General features: G+C 65.4%; 15 protein-coding genes. 8 read left to right on the forward strand and 7 right to left on the reverse strand.

Features of this window, described 5'->3' with window-relative positions; translation table 11 throughout:
* The first annotated feature begins 3 nt into the window (after window positions 1-3).
* The 4 genes from G6N36_RS14955 (at window position 4) to G6N36_RS14970 (ending at window position 3,789) form a co-directional block, all read left to right on the forward strand.
* Complete coding sequence (locus G6N36_RS14955; RefSeq protein WP_163687168.1) at window positions 4-1,749, forward strand: serine/threonine-protein kinase; 1,746 nt, start codon at window positions 4-6, stop codon at window positions 1,747-1,749.
* A 120-nt stretch (window positions 1,750-1,869) separates the two neighbouring features.
* Window positions 1,870-2,211: a DUF732 domain-containing protein gene (locus G6N36_RS14960; protein WP_163687169.1), complete on the forward strand. Its 342-nt coding sequence runs from the start codon at window positions 1,870-1,872 to the stop codon at window positions 2,209-2,211.
* Window positions 2,212-2,275: 64 nt separating this feature from the next.
* A complete protein-coding gene (locus G6N36_RS14965; protein ID WP_163687170.1) occupies window positions 2,276-3,466 on the forward strand; it encodes a lipid-transfer protein in 1,191 nt (396 codons plus the stop codon).
* A complete protein-coding gene (locus tag G6N36_RS14970) occupies window positions 3,466-3,789 on the forward strand; it encodes a hypothetical protein (protein ID WP_163687171.1) in 324 nt (107 codons plus the stop codon). The genes G6N36_RS14965 and G6N36_RS14970 overlap by 1 nt, the downstream gene beginning before the upstream one ends.
* A gap of 57 nt (window positions 3,790-3,846) precedes the next feature.
* Here G6N36_RS14970 and G6N36_RS14975 read toward each other — a convergent pair whose 3' ends face one another.
* Window positions 3,847-4,143 (reverse strand): hypothetical protein, encoded by a 297-nt coding sequence (locus tag G6N36_RS14975; protein WP_083126716.1) that lies wholly within the window; start codon window positions 4,141-4,143, stop codon window positions 3,847-3,849.
* 152 nt (window positions 4,144-4,295) lie between these two features.
* Window positions 4,296-5,669: a cation:dicarboxylate symporter family transporter gene (locus G6N36_RS14980; RefSeq protein WP_163687172.1), complete on the reverse strand. Its 1,374-nt coding sequence runs from the start codon at window positions 5,667-5,669 to the stop codon at window positions 4,296-4,298.
* Window positions 5,670-5,767: 98 nt separating this feature from the next.
* On the opposite strand from G6N36_RS14980, the gene G6N36_RS14985 reads away from it, so the two are divergent.
* Genes G6N36_RS14985 through G6N36_RS14995 form a run of 3 tightly spaced genes read left to right on the forward strand, consistent with a single transcriptional unit; the run spans window position 5,768 to window position 8,879 of the window.
* Entirely contained in the window at window positions 5,768-6,658 is an 891-nt protein-coding gene (locus G6N36_RS14985) for an alpha/beta fold hydrolase (protein WP_235690060.1), read from the forward strand.
* A complete protein-coding gene (locus G6N36_RS14990) occupies window positions 6,655-8,196 on the forward strand; it encodes a sensor histidine kinase (RefSeq protein ID WP_163687174.1) in 1,542 nt (513 codons plus the stop codon). The genes G6N36_RS14985 and G6N36_RS14990 overlap by 4 nt, the downstream gene beginning before the upstream one ends.
* Window positions 8,193-8,879, forward strand: coding sequence for a response regulator (locus tag G6N36_RS14995; RefSeq protein WP_163687175.1), 687 nt, complete (start codon window positions 8,193-8,195; stop codon window positions 8,877-8,879). The genes G6N36_RS14990 and G6N36_RS14995 overlap by 4 nt, the downstream gene beginning before the upstream one ends.
* Window positions 8,880-8,910: 31 nt before the next feature.
* Here the strand turns inward: G6N36_RS14995 and G6N36_RS15000 are convergent, their stop codons facing one another.
* The 5 genes from G6N36_RS15000 to G6N36_RS15020 form a co-directional block, all read right to left on the reverse strand.
* Window positions 8,911-9,969: an MmpL3/TtfA transport complex stabilizer gene (locus G6N36_RS15000; RefSeq protein WP_276067558.1), complete on the reverse strand. Its 1,059-nt coding sequence runs from the start codon at window positions 9,967-9,969 to the stop codon at window positions 8,911-8,913.
* 441 nt (window positions 9,970-10,410) lie between these two features.
* A complete protein-coding gene (locus G6N36_RS15005; protein WP_163687176.1) occupies window positions 10,411-10,872 on the reverse strand; it encodes an ATP-binding protein in 462 nt (153 codons plus the stop codon).
* A gap of 32 nt (window positions 10,873-10,904) precedes the next feature.
* A complete protein-coding gene (locus tag G6N36_RS15010) occupies window positions 10,905-11,252 on the reverse strand; it encodes an STAS domain-containing protein (RefSeq protein ID WP_163687177.1) in 348 nt (115 codons plus the stop codon).
* A gap of 228 nt (window positions 11,253-11,480) precedes the next feature.
* Window positions 11,481-11,987 carry a nucleoside deaminase gene (locus G6N36_RS15015; RefSeq protein WP_163687178.1) on the reverse strand — a complete coding sequence of 169 codons (507 nt, stop codon included), beginning with the start codon at window positions 11,985-11,987 and terminating at the stop codon, window positions 11,481-11,483.
* A gap of 32 nt (window positions 11,988-12,019) precedes the next feature.
* Window positions 12,020-13,303: a H(+)/Cl(-) exchange transporter ClcA gene (locus G6N36_RS15020; RefSeq protein ID WP_235690062.1), complete on the reverse strand. Its 1,284-nt coding sequence runs from the start codon at window positions 13,301-13,303 to the stop codon at window positions 12,020-12,022.
* A 147-nt stretch (window positions 13,304-13,450) separates the two neighbouring features.
* Between G6N36_RS15020 and G6N36_RS15025 the strand changes: the two genes are divergently transcribed.
* Window positions 13,451-14,704: a serine hydrolase domain-containing protein gene (locus G6N36_RS15025; RefSeq protein ID WP_163687180.1), complete on the forward strand. Its 1,254-nt coding sequence runs from the start codon at window positions 13,451-13,453 to the stop codon at window positions 14,702-14,704.
* Window positions 14,705-14,720 lie beyond the last annotated feature (16 nt).

Below are 14,720 nucleotides of genomic sequence, written 5' to 3' on the forward strand. Positions count from 1 at the left end.
CCGATGAGCGATTCCGAGCAGGGGTCACGCGTTGGTTCCCAGATCGGCCCGTACAAATTGCGCCGACTGCTGGGCAAGGGCGGCATGGGGGAGGTCTACGAGGCCGAGGACACGGTCAAGGACCGCATCGTCGCGCTGAAGCTGTTGCCGGAATCGGCGTCGACCGACCCGGTGTTCCGCAAGCGGCTGCAGCGGGAGGCGCACGCCGCGGGCCGGCTGCAGGAGCCGCATGTCGTGCCTATCCACGATTACGGTGAGGTCGACGGCTTCCTGTTCGTCGACATGCGCATGATCGACGGCACCGACCTGCGCAAGGTGTTGAAGGGGTACGGACCCATGACACCGGCCCGGTCAGTGGCGATCGTGAAGCAGATCGCCTCGGCGCTCGACGCCGCCCACGAAGCGGGAATCACCCACCGCGACGTGAAACCCGAGAACATCATCCTCAACCGGGAGGACTTCGCCTATCTGGTCGATTTCGGCATCGCCAACGCCGTCACCGACGAAAAGTTGACGCAGTTGGGCACTGCCGTCGGGACCTACGCGTACATGGCGCCGGAGCGCTTCACCAACGACGACGTCACCTACCGCGCCGACGTGTACGCGCTCGCGTGTGTGCTGCACGAATGCCTTACGGGGGCGCAGCCGTACTCCGGTGACAGCGTCGGCACGATCATCACCGCGCACCTGATGAACCCGACACCGCGCCCGAGCGTGCAGCGACCGGGCATTCCACCGAAGTTCGACGAGGTGATCGGCCGCGGGATGGCGAAGAAACCCGAAGATCGCTACGCCAGCGCGGGCGATCTCGCGACGGCGGCGACCGACGCGCTCACTCATCGGGAACAGGATCAGGCCGCGACGATTCTGCAGCGCAGTGAGGCGGCCACCCGGCCGGTGCCTCCGCCGCCACCGCCGTCGCAACCGCGGATGTACTCGTCGCAACCGCCGCAACCACCGCCACCCCCCTACGCGACGCAGGGCCCGCCGCCGCCGAGCGGCCCACAACCTGCGGCATTCCATGCCGGTCCCCCGCCGACGGGCGGCCCGCCGAGCGGCCCGATGTGGTCGACGTCGCCGCCACCACCACCGTCCGGTCCGCTTCAGCAGACGCCCGGGCAGCCGCCGTCGGGCGGCTCAAAGATTCCGTGGATTCCGATTGCGGCCGCAGGCGCGGTGTTGGTGCTGATCCTCGGGGCAGTGGGCATCTACTTGGGCACTCGAGAAGACGACAAGCCGATCGCCACAGACGACACGACGACGACCACGGCCGAAACCTCCGAGCGGACCAGGACGTCGCGGACACCGACGCCGACGCAGGATCCCGACTCCTTCGAATCGAAGCTCATGGCGGTCTTGCCGCGGGGCTACGACGCGGGCGTGTGCGAGGCGGTGAGCCCGCCTGCGACGGGCGCGCTGGCGACGGTGGACTGCGGAAAGGCCTCCCCGCAGGGTGGCCCCGAAAACGCCCGATATTCGCTGTTCGCCGACCAGGCGGCCCTCGACCGGGCTTTCGACGGTTCGGTGGCGGCGAACTCGGAACTGATGCCGTGCCCGAACGCCAATGCCGATTCGCCGACGACGTGGCATTTCACCGAAACGCCCGACAAGGTCGAGGGCCGGATCGCCTGCGGCATCTTCAACGGAAACCAGGACATCACCTGGACCTTCAACTCGAACATGCTCATCGGTGATGTGCAGGGCTCGGACATGAATGCGCTGCACGACTGGTGGCTGAAGTTCGCCTGACCCGCTGATTCGCGAGGGATTCTTCGCGCTCCAAGAATCTGGCAAGAATCCGTCAAGGCGGCTGTCCGACTCTGATGTCGACCCGGAAACAACCGGAACGAATCGACATCAGGAGTCCCCATGTTCAGTCGCAACGGAGTCACCAAGTTCGCAGGCACCGCGATCGTCGCGGGTGCGTTGGGGCTGGCCGCATTCGCCTCCGCGGGCACCGCCGCCGCGTTGAGTTCGGCCGACGACAACTTCCTGGCGGATATCACCGCCGAGGGCATCGCGTACGACACCCCGCGGGGCGCGATCGCCGCCGGACACGAGGTCTGCGTCGCGTTCGACGACGGCGCCGACCCGGTCGACCTCGGCATGGAGATCATGGGCGCAACTGACCTGACCACCGATCAGGTCGCGACCTTCGTCGTCTCCGCCGTCGACAACTACTGCCCCGAGTACGGCGGCCTCTTCGCCTAGAAGTGCCACGCGTCTTCCGATAGGCGGGCTAGACAGTTTCCCCGGCGTATGTTTCTGTCGTCGCATGCCAAACAAAGTTTTCGTCGTCGGCGTCGGAATGACGAAGTTCGAAAAGCCAGGTCGTCGCGAAGGCTGGGACTACCCGGACATGGCCCGCGAGTCGGGCACCAAGGCGCTCGAAGACGCCGGCATCGACTTCACCGAGGTGCAGCAAGGATTCGTCGGCTACTGCTCGGGCGACTCGACGTCGGGAAACCGCGCCCTCTACGAACTCGGCATGACGGGCATCCCGATCGTCAACGTGAACAACAACTGTTCGACGGGTTCGACCGCGCTGTTCCTTGCCGCGCAGACGATTCGCGGTGGTCTCGCGGACTGCACGATCGCGCTGGGCTTCGAGAAGATGCAGCCCGGCGCGCTGCAGGGCGGCGCCGAGGATCGCGAGTCACCGCTCGGCCGTCACATCAAGGCGCTTGCCGAGATCGACGAGTTCGCGTTCCCGGTCGCGCCGTGGATGTTCGCGGCCGCGGGCCGTGAGCACATGCGCCAATACGGCACCACCGCAGAGCATTTCGCGAAGATCGGCTACAAGAATCACAAGCACTCGGTCAACAACCCCTACGCGCAGTTCCAGGAGGAGTACACGCTCGACGACATCCTGGCCGCGAAGATGATCTCCGATCCGGTGACCAAGCTGCAGTGCTCGCCGACCTCCGACGGCTCGGGTGCGGCGATCCTCGCCAGCGAGGCGTTCGTCGACAAGCACGGGCTGGGTTCGCAAGCCGTGGAGATCGTCGGCCAGGCCATGACCACCGACTTCGACTCCACGTTCGATGGCAGCGCCCGCAACGTCATCGGTTACGACATGAATGTGCAGGCCGCACGGCAGGTTTACGACCAGTCCGGGCTCGGCGCCGAAGACTTCCAGGTGATCGAGCTGCACGACTGCTTCTCGGCCAACGAGCTGCTGCTGTATGAGGCGCTGGGACTGTGCGGTGAGGGCGAGGCGCCCAAGCTGATCGACAACAACGACACCACCTACGGCGGGCGCTGGGTCGTCAACCCGTCGGGTGGCCTGATCTCCAAGGGGCATCCGCTCGGTGCGACGGGTCTGGCACAGTGCGCCGAGCTCACGTGGCAGCTGCGCGGTACCGCCGACAAGCGGCAGGTAGACAACGTCACCGCCGCTCTGCAGCACAACATCGGCCTGGGCGGTGCGGCGGTTGTGACCGCATACCAGCGCGCCGAGCGCTGATGACGGATACTTGGCGGGTGCGGACTACATTGACGCTCGCCGCGGGTGCCCTCGGAGTGTGCGCGCTGGCCGCAGCCGGCATCGCGTCGGCCGATGAGGGCAAATCAGCGCAGGAGACGATCCAGGACCTGCAGGACAAGGGCTACAACGTGACGATCGACAAGATCGGGACGGCCCCGCTGTCGGATTGTGTGGTCACGAGCGTCCGCAATCCCCAACAGTTCACCCAGTTGGTGCCGCTCCTCGGCGGCAACACCGACGGCGTGCTGTTCCCGCAGGTGATCAGCCAGCCGATCTCGGTATCGCTGGACTGCTCGCGCTGAGGCGATTTCGGTGCGCGAACATTCGCTGAGCGAACGTCCGCGCACCGAAGTCACTAGTCAGCGCCGCGAGCAATCGGCGGTGACGGTGATGTTGCGTTCGGCGACCACCTCGATCAGGTCATCGCCCCGGCGCACCAATTCGGTTCGATTCCTTGCATTTCGGATGTCGGTCACGACGCACTGGTTGAGCGGTGCGCTGCCGATTCGGTTGATCTTCACGTCGAATCCCTGCGCCTCGAGATTCGCGATCGTGAGCTGAGCCGACTCCTGAGCCGACGAGATGGCTGCGGGCGCGAGGATGATTCCGCATGCCGCCGCGGCGATTCCGGTCATTATCAATAGTGTTGAGCGCATGTCTGCGTCTCCCTTCGTCGTTGTGTAGGCCCGGTGGCCTTCACGCGGTACGACGGGACACCCGCGAATGAGGTTCAAAGCAATCTCGAAAAAGTTTCGGCGACAGCGAAAGACCCGGCCGCGAGGATTCGGCCGGGTCTTTCAATCAGGTACTAAGCGGGGACGGGGACGCGCTCCTCGCGGGTGGAGTGGTCGTCGTCGACCATCGTCAACTCGTCGAACGGATCCTCGCCACGCAGGACCGAATTCACCCGATCCTTGTCGATGGTCTTGGTCCACGAGCCGACGAGAACCGTCGCGACGGCGTTGCCGGAGAAGTTGGTCACCGCGCGGGCCTCGGACATGAACCGGTCGATGCCGACGATCAGACCGACGCCGTCGAGCAGGTCGGGGCGGTGGCTCTGCAGCCCGCCGGCGAGGGCGGCCAGGCCGGCACCGGTGACACCGGCGGCGCCCTTGGACGCGACGATCATGAACACCAGCAGACCGATCTGTTCGGGCAGCGACAGCGGGTCGCCGAGCGCACCCGCGATGAACAGCGACGCCATCGTCAGGTAGATCGCGGTGCCGTCCAAATTGAACGAGTAGCCGGTGGGTACGACGACGCCGACGGTGCTGCGGTCGACGCCCAGGTGCTCCATCTTGGCGATGAGGCGCGGCAATGCGGATTCCGACGACGAGGTCGACACGATCAGCAGGTATTCACGGGCCAGGTAGCGCACCAGCTTGAAGATCGACACTCCGGAGACGACCCGCAGGATCGTGCCGAGCACACCGAAGACGAACACCAGGCACGTCACGTAGAAGCCGAGCATCAGGCCGAGCAGTTGGGTCACCGCAGTCCACCCGGTCTGGCCGACGACGTTGGCGATCGCGCCGAACGCGCCGATCGGCGCGAGCCACAGGATCATCACGAGAACCTTGAACACCAGCTTCTGCAGCGATTCGATGCCCCGCAGGATCGGCTCACCGGTCGTACCCATGGCCTGCAGCGCGAAACCGACGAGCAATGCGACGAACAGCGCCTGCAGGACGCTGCCCGCGGTCAGCGACGAGAACAGCGTCTCCGGGATGATGCCCTTGACGAAGTCCATGAGACCGCCTGCCTCGTGGGCGGTTTCGGCGAGCTCGGCGCCCTTGCCCGAGGCACCTTCGGTGAGGTTCATGCCGGTGCCGGGATGCAGGAGATTGCCGACCACCAGGCCGATGGCGAGTGCGAAGGTGGACATGACGAGGAAGTAGATGAACGCCAGACCGCCGACCTTGCCGACGGTCGCGGCCTTGCGCACCGAGCCGATGCCCAACACGATCGTGCAGAAGATGACCGGCGCGATCATCATTTTGATGAGGTCGACGAACATGGTCCCCAAGACGCCGACGCTTTTGCCTACGCCTGGCGCCAGGATGCCGACGGCGACGCCGGCGAACACCGCGACGATGACGGCGATGTACAACCAGTGGGTCCGGTCGCGGCGTGGTTTGTCCGGCGGTTCGGCTGCCGGTGACGGACGGTCAAGGATGGCCATTGGTACCTCCAAGTCGCTGAATGTGATCTGCAGTCAGAGTCGAGGACGACGTGAGCCGGGTCACGCTTTAGTTCATTTAGTTCGGTATGTTCACGAACGTGGCCGACGAAACCGCTGCTCACGTCACGACCGCGGACGGTCGTCGGCTCACATATCTCGAAGTCGGTGAGCCCGCTGGACCACTCGTCATTCATAACCACGGCGGACCCAGCAGCCGGCTCGAGGTCCTGATGCTCGCGGAGTCGGCAACCAAGAACCGGATCCGGTTGGTGGGTGTCGATCGGCCAGGCCAAGGTCAGTCCAGCCGCCAGAAGACCCGCACCTACTCCGGTTGGGCCGACGACTTGGTCACCGTTGCCGACGCGTTGGGATACCGGGAATTCGGCGTGACCGGCTGGTCGGAGGGCGGACCGTGGGCACTCGCCGCGGCCGCCTACATCGACCCCGACCGGCTACTGCACGTCAGCAGCATCGCGCCCGGGAGCTACGGTGCATTCGGCGACAACTCAGCGGCGCAATACCTTTCGAAGATCGATGCGCTCGGCGGAACACTGGCCCTGCGCTTCACGCCCGGCTTCCGGCTGATGTACGCCGCACTGGGTTTCACCGCCAAACGCTTCCCGTCCTCATTCGTCAAACAGGTCCGCGGCGCCCTCAACGACTACGACCAACAGCTCCTCCTCCGTCCCGATGTCGGCAAGGCCTTCGGCGAAACCTGTGCGGAATGCTTCGCGCACGGCTCTGACGGACTCGTCCGCGACGCCGAACTGCTCTACCGCCATTGGGCTTTCGATGTCGCCGCGATCGAACGCCCCGTCCACATCTGGCAGGGGCTCGATGACATGCTGGTTCCCGATCCCATCAACAGGGCGGTCGCCGATGCGATGCCGGGTTCGGTCTGGCATCCCGTCGACGGCGCCGGACACTTCATCGCCGTCGGTGAGGGCGACGACATACTCGCGGTTGCGGCAGAGGAACTCGGCGCTTGACCCGCCCGTGGCCCCGCTCGCTGGCCGGTCAGGCGATCGCATTGCAGATCATCGTGGTCGCGGTGGTGGTACTCGCAGGGAGCGCGCTGGCGGTGCTCGACGCCCGCAATGACGCGGACGAAGCCGCCCGCCAGCAGGTCCTCGGTATCGCCACCTCCCTCGCGGACTCCCCGTCGACGGCGGCTGCCATCGAATCCGGCAGGGCCACTGAGATTCTCCAGCCGGTCACCGAAGCCGTCCGCAGGCACACCGACATCGCATTCATCACGATCATGTCGCCGGATCGCATCCGGTTCACCCACACCGACCCGACCCAGATCGGTGGCGAGTACATCGGCACCATCGAACCCGCGCTGCGCGGCGAAACGCTCAGCGAGGTGCACACCGGCACATTGGGTCCTTCGATTCGCGCCGTCGCACCGGTGCGCAACCAATCGGGCGAGATCGTCGGCCTGGTCTCCGCGGGGATCCTACAGACGAGTCTGGCCGATCGATGGCGCTCCACGTGGCCGACCATCGCGGCGGTGAGCTTTGCCGCACTGGCTATTTCACTGGCGGGCGTCTGGTTCATCCGGCGACGGTTGTTGCGGCAGACCCACGGCCTGCGACCTGACGAACTGCGGTTGATGTACGAGCATCATGACGCGATCCTGCATTCGGTCTCGGAGGGACTGATCGTGATGGATCGCAGCGGCGTCTTGCTGGTCAACGACGAGGCGCGCCGCCTCCTCGCGCTTCCACCGGGGCGCGTCGACCGCACCGAGCTGCCGGAATTTCTGCGGACGTACAACCCGGGAGCCCGCGACGAGGTGCAAGTCACCGACGACCGCGTCCTTGTCGTGAACCGCTCCCCCGTCGACGACGCCCACACCTCGGAGGTCGTCACGATCCGCGACCGCACCGAATTGCAGGGCGCGCTTGGCGAACTCGGTTCGCTGAAGATACTCACCGACAGCCTCCGGTCCCAAGCGCACGAAGCCGCCAACAAGCTGCACACCATTGTCACGATGGTCGAGATGGGCCGGCCCGAAGACGCGGTACAGTTCGCCACCGAGGAGCTCGCGCTCTCCCAACAGCTCGTCGACAAATTGTCCAGTGCCGTCGGCGAACCCGCGCTGGTGGCCCTGCTCCTGGGCAAGGCCGCACAGGCTGACGAGCGCGGTATCGAGCTGACGATCACCGAAGACACTCACTTGCCGTCGAATTCGGACGAAGTGCCGTTGACTGGCCAGGAGATGGTCACCGTCGTCGGCAACCTCATCGACAACGCGATGGACGCCTGCGACCGCGACGATCCGTGGGTCGAAGTCACCGTGCTCATGGCGGATGACACGCTCACGCTGCGTGTCGCCGACAGCGGACCGGGGATGGATCCGGCTACCTTCGAAAAGGCCATGCAGCGCGGATATTCCACGAAGGGCGACTCCGGCCATCAAGGCCTTGGCCTGGCTCTGGTCAGTCAGATCGTCAAGCGCCACAACGGCAAGCTCAGTACCGACATCACCTACGGGTCGGTCGTGACGGTGACGGTCTCATGATCAGCGTGCTGATCGTCGAGGACGAACCGCTGATCGCCGAGGCCCACCAGACGTACCTCGGCCGACTCGAGGGGTTCGCGGTGGCCGGTGTCGCGCACACCGCACGCGATGCGATGCGCATGGCTTCAGAGGCGTCGGCCACCGACTCACCGATCGACCTGGTGTTGTTGGACCTCGGCCTGCCCGACGCCAGCGGGATCGCCCTGGCATCGGGATTGTCCGGGCTGCGGCCGATCCCCGACATCATCGCGATCACCTCGGAGCGCGACCTGGAGATGGTTCGCGCGGCGGTAGGCCAGGGCGCTCTCGCGTACCTGTTGAAGCCGTTCACGTTCGCCGCGTTTCGCGACCGGCTGGATCGCTACCGCCGCTACCGCGAGGCCCTGCCCGCCGGCACCGATGCCGCCAGCCAGGCCGAGGTCGACCGCGCACTCGCAGAGCTACGGGTGAGCGATCGAGCAGTGTCGCCGAAGGGCGCCGCCCCGGGGACCAACGACGACATCGCCCGTGCCGTCAGGGATTCCGCCGACGGCATCACCGCGGATGCAGTGGCCAAGCAGGTCGGTGTGTCGCGGGTGACCGCCTGGCGTTACCTCGAGAGGTTGGCGGACGAAGGCACCGTCACCCGGCAAACCGATTACGGCAAGGCCGGTCGCCCCAAGACCCGCTACCAGTGGCGCTAGTCCCCGGCTTCGCGTGGGCCCAGCCACGACCTCAGGCGGTAACCGGCTCCAGCTCAACAGCCTGAGGCACGTAGATGGGATCGGTCGCCACGAACTGTGAGTACAGCAGCGGCGTCGCCGCCTCGACGGACAACCCGGTCACTGCGCCCGCATAGTCGGCCACGTACAGCAGGCCCGCGTCGGAATCCACTGCGACACAGGATGGCCGAGCATCGAGCTGCACCCTGTTGACGATCTTGAGCGTGAGGGTGCACAGCACCGTGATGTTGTCGTAGTCGACGATGTAGGCACGGGTCTTGTCCGCGCTGACGGTCATCTGCGTCGGAGCACCGATGCCCAGTTCGGCAGCGCCGGTGATGCGGCCGTTGGACAGGTCGACCACCTTGACCGTCCCGCCACTGATGCGGTCGGAGGTCAGGACGTAGGCGACACGGTCGGCGATGGCGATGTCGCGGATCGGTGAACCGATCAACACCGTGCGTCGAACCCGCGCGGTTTCGGCATCCACGACGACGAGCGCGCTGCCGCGATCATCGGTGGTGGCGACGTACAGGCGCTTACCGTCCGGATCGACCTGAAGGGCGTCGATGCCGATACCCGCGCCGGCCGCGATGTCGATGGTGCTTACTCGCTCGGCGGTCGTGTCGACGACCACGACGTCCGCGGCGCCGTCACCGGTACGGGCCGCGTACACGCGCTTGCCGTCCGGGCTGGCGGCGAGAGCCGTGACGCTGAAGGCCATCGGGTACGTGGCGACCACGGTTCGCGTGACGGTGTCGACCACCGAGATCGCGTCGCAGCTCGACGACGAGGTGCTGACGTAGGCCCGACCGTCGGCGACGACGACCGCGAATGGCTCACCGGGGACCTCGACGACGCCGGCCACGGCCAAGGTGCCCGCCCGCAGCAGCGACACCGTGTCGTCGGCGTGGTGGGTGACCACGACGGTGCCGTCGTCCGTGGCGGCGATGTCAGCGATGGCGCCACGCTGCACGTCGACCGCACCGACCCGGGTGACGTCCGCGTTCAGGTGCGTCCCGTCAGCCACATCTGCCACAGGAGCATTCTTGGGCATCAAAAAGTTAGCCATATTTATCGGTACCTCCACCGGTTTGACGAGCACCGGCTGTCGTTTCACGTCTTCATACGCCCCGCTGGGGCGCGATCTGTGTTGAGTCTAGCGACCAAAATCAATGCTTCGGAGCGGCGCAAATAGCGGTTGATGACAATCCCCCGAAACCTCTCAGACACCGCTTATAAAACTATTCGTTATCCACTCGTTATATCACCTCAGCAATCACTTTATCGGCTTTAACCTGCAACAATAGTCGTCCAGCAACTTCGATCTGCCGACCTGGATAGTTTGCACAGGTAACGACTTCTTAGTTTTCAGACGGAAATTGAGCGGTAAATCACAACAGGACACGACAGCAAACTCGGCCCAGATCGGGTCAGCAGCCCCACCGGTCACGGAATGACACTCTGTTGCGGTGCGGAAAGCCCGTAGACAGTGTTCGCTGGACCAGCGCTTTCAAGCCTGCGCGTAGACCTGCGGAGCGACGCTTGCGGCGCAATCGCTGAACTGCATGTGCACGTGGGTGCCGTCCGGCATCGGGGAAATCGTGGTTTGGTCGGACAGGGCGCGCATCAGCGGGATGCCGCGACCCCTGGTGTTCGGCTGGCTTTCGGGATCCACGTGCCGCCAAGTCCCGCGATCCGAGATGTCAACGAGCAATGTGCCCCGGGCGCCGTCGTAGCGGACCCGCAGGGTCATCGTGCCCTGCTGCCCTCGGTACGCGAATTCGGCCGCGTTGGTCAACGCCTCGTTCACCGCAAGCAGGACATCGTTGAGCCGGTCTGGGTCCAGCGTGAGGTGAGCCCGCAGCCACTGCGACAACTCGCGCCGCATCCTGGCCACGGTGAGCGCATCGGCGTTGTCGACTCGGACGAACTTAGCGTCCGCCGCGCTCGTAGCAAGAATCTGATCGGACATGATGCCGAACGAATACCCAACGGGACGCTAAGTCACTCAGTGAGGTTCTCCACAGCGTCGTCCAGTGACGAGAACAGATCGATCAGGTCGGCGATACCGGTGATTTTCAGCGGTCGACTCGTCGCCGACCCGTCGGCGACCACAGCGAACCGCGTCTCCGTTCCGCCCGTCTGGTTGTGCGCCTCCATCAGCACCTGCATGCCCGCCGAGCCGAGGAAGTCGACGTTGGTGAGGTCGACGATCAATCCTGCGGGGTTCTGCGCCAGCGCGGATTGGACAGCGTCCCTCAGCTGGGGTGCCGTGAGCATGTCGAGTTCTCCCGAGGCCGCGACAATCGCCACCCGGTCGACCCACTTCTCAGTGCAAAGCTGCTCTTCCAAGCCTCACCTCTTGTTACGCGACCGGCAGATGCGGTCGGAGCTTATCTCGCGAGGCTGCAGTCTGAACCCGCGCCGCAGGCTAGCGAGTAAATCACACCGAAGCATCGGCGGACATTGCCTGTCCTGGTCAGGGCACAGGATATAGGACGTGGGGTCGGGACCTGCAACTTGCCTGCTCTCGAGGGGCATCGACTACGCGGACGACCAGAAATTGACCGGCTCGTCGATTCAGGGTTGCGAGCGCGGCGCGCCGGACACGCGGCGGTCGCCGCCGTTGCGGTGTTGCCAGAGCCGGTAGACGTCGACGGCATCCTCCCGCGGTTCGTAGCGCATCGGAAGTCGACGCTGCTCCCACGGCTTGGCGAACTCCGGATAGAACGTGTCGAGCTCGAAGTATTTGCGGTCGTCGACGTAGTGCGGTTCGTAGGCATCGCGGGTGGTCAGAAAGACGACTTCGTCGGGCGAGCAGTAATACAACGCGCCGAGGCACATCGGGCACGGATGCGCCAGGACGTAGATGGTGGCTCCGACCAAGTGCTCAGTGCCGAGACGTACGCATGCCTCACGGATGGCGAGAATCTCGGCATGGGCGGTGGGGTCATGGCTCTGCGCGACGAGATTCGGGCTTTCGGCGAGGATCTCGCCATCCCTGACGATCACCGTGGCAAACGGTCTGCCGCCGGCGATGACGTTGTTTCGAGCGATGTCGATCGTGCGCTGAACGTAGTCGGCCACGGTGTCCGAATATAGCCCTCTGATCGGCCGGCTCAGCGGCGCAAATCGGGCGACATCCGCTCTCGCAGCGAGTCGTATATCGGTGGCGATTTCGTCAGCTCCGCGACGAGCACCGCGGCGGCGGTGGCCGCCAGCATCGGGATGCCCACAGCCGTCGTCGCCGTCATTTCCATGACGAGCACGACGCCCGTGACCGGGGCGCGCACCGTCGCGCCGAAAAACGCGGCCATGCCGACCAGCGCCATCGGGACGGCCAGGCCGCTCGCGTCCCCGGGCCACACGGCGCCGAAGACGCCGACGAACAGCAGTCCCCACAGCGCACCGACCGCCAGCAGCGGCGCGAACAGGCCGCCCGGCACGGCTGCCGAATACGACAGCGGGCCCGCGACGAAACGCACCAGCAGCAGTCCGAGTACCACCGGGAAGACGAAGCTCTGCCCGCTCAGAATCAACTGCGTCAGACTGTCACCGCCACCCACCGACTCTGGATAGATGAACATCGCCAGCCCGATGACGGCGCCGATCAGGGCAGCCTTGGCGACCACCGGAATGCGCCGGATCCCCCCGACGCGATCGAGGAACCACAGCAACAGCCGGTTGTACACGGCGCCCAGACATCCCGTGAGCAGACCGAAAATCACGAACAGCGGCAGCCACGCCAGCGCCGGTGCCGCGAGCGCCTCGACATGGAAGTCCGGCTCGTTCCCCAACATCAGGCGCATGCATCCGACTGCTGAGGCGGCCGCGAACAAGGTGGCCAGCACCGTCTGCAGGCGGAACGATTTCGTGACCTCTTCGAGCGCGAACATCGTGCCTCCGATGGGCGCGTTGAATGCGACCGCGAGGCCGGCACCGCCCACGGCGGTCTGCATCATCCGGACATCGGCGTCCGAAAGCCGTGCCCGCCGCGCCGATTCCGCTCCGATCGCCGCCCCCATATGGACTGTCGGACCTTCGCGGCCCAGCACCAGGCCGGCCCCCATCGACAGCACGCCGCCGATGAACTTTGCGGGAAGTAGCAGAATCAGCGGCGGGTCGGCCTCACCCCGATAGACGGCTTCCACATGTTGAATCCCGCTGCCGGCGGCCAGGGGCACCCACCGCACGATCAGCGCGGCGAGCGTTGCACCGAGCGCCGCGAACGCGATGGGCACCAGCCATCCAGGACCCGGCAGCCCATGGGCCCAATCGACGAGTTCGACGCGTGACCGGTCCGCGGTCTCCAAGCACCAGCGGAAGGCTCCGCCGATGAAACCGATGGCCACACCCGCCACGACGGCGGTCAGACAGACGAGGATCGATCCGCGCCTTTGCACGCCCGTGCATCCCCCTTCTGCGAACAAACCCGTCGATGGAAGGTCAGTTTCGCAGATCGGGACGCGCATCGTTGCGACGCCGCGGAGGTCGAGTGCGACCTATGGTGATGCTCGGCCGACGCGAATTTCGACGGATGGGACCAAGGAATGGCGGCAAGGGTGTTTCGACGGTGCGGTGTTCTCGCGTTGACTGCCGCGCTGATGTTCGTCTCCGGATGTGGCAACGACTCGGCATCGCAGGACGGGGCGACCACCGAGACGCCGGGTGCACCCGACGCCAAGCAGGTGGACGCCGCTGTGGCACAGCGGCTCGATGACGCCATCACCAAGGCAATGGACCAGACCGGGGTGCCGGGCTCGATCGTCGGAATTTGGGGCCCCGAAGGTGAGTACGTCCGCGCGTTCGGCGTCGCCGACCAGGCCGGCGGCGCACCGATGCAGACTGGCTTCTATCACCGAATCGGTAGCCAAACAAAGACATTCACCGTCACCGGCGTCCTACAGCTGGCCGATCAAGGCAAGCTCGGGCTCGATGATCCCATCGCCGAGTTCGTCGACGGCGTGCCCGAGGGCGACAAGATCACGCTGCGACAACTGGCGCGGATGCAGAGCGGCCTGGCGAACTTCTCCGATTCAGTCGACTTCCAGCAGGCGCTGTTCGCCGACCCGTACCGGAACTTCACACCGCAGGAACTTCTCGACTACGCGTTCGCCGAACCCGTGAAATTCGCACCCGGCGAGGGTTTTCTGTACTGCAACACCAACACCGTCCTGTTGGGCCTGGTCGTGGAGAAGGTCAGCGGACAGACTCTGCCGGACTACATCCGCGACCACATCACGACCCCATTGGGCATGAGTCACACCAGCTTTCCAACGACCAACGCGTTTCCTGATCCGCACGCGCAGGGTTACACCACTGCGGACCCCGACAATTCGGTAGTGGTGGCCACCGACTGGAACCCGTCCTGGGCGTGGGCCGCGGGCGCGATGATCTCGACCCTCGAGGACATGCACATCTGGGCGCCCGCACTGGCGACCGGAAAGCTGTTGACGCCGGAGATGCAGGCGCAGCGGTTACAGACCGTCACCACCCCTGGGATGCCCGCTCAAGACGGGTACGGCGTCGGGCTTTTCAAGCTGGGCGGCTGGATCGGCCACAACGGCAGCCTGCCCGGCTATCAGACCGTTTCGGTCTACCTGCCGGAAAAGCAGACGTCGTTGGTGATCTTCACCAACACCGATATCGCGTCGAACGGACAGGAGCCGAGCACGGTGGTGGCCAAAGCCATCACCGAGATCATCAGCCCAGGGAACGCCTACACGATGGGCGACGCGGTGCAGCCTCCCGACATCACCTCGCCGCCGGCCCCGCCGGCACCGACGACCAGCAAACCTCGGTAGTCCGGAGCCTCCAAGA

The organism is Mycolicibacterium gadium, assembly GCF_010728925.1.
Classification (GTDB): Bacteria; Actinomycetota; Actinomycetes; order Mycobacteriales; family Mycobacteriaceae; genus Mycobacterium; species Mycobacterium gadium.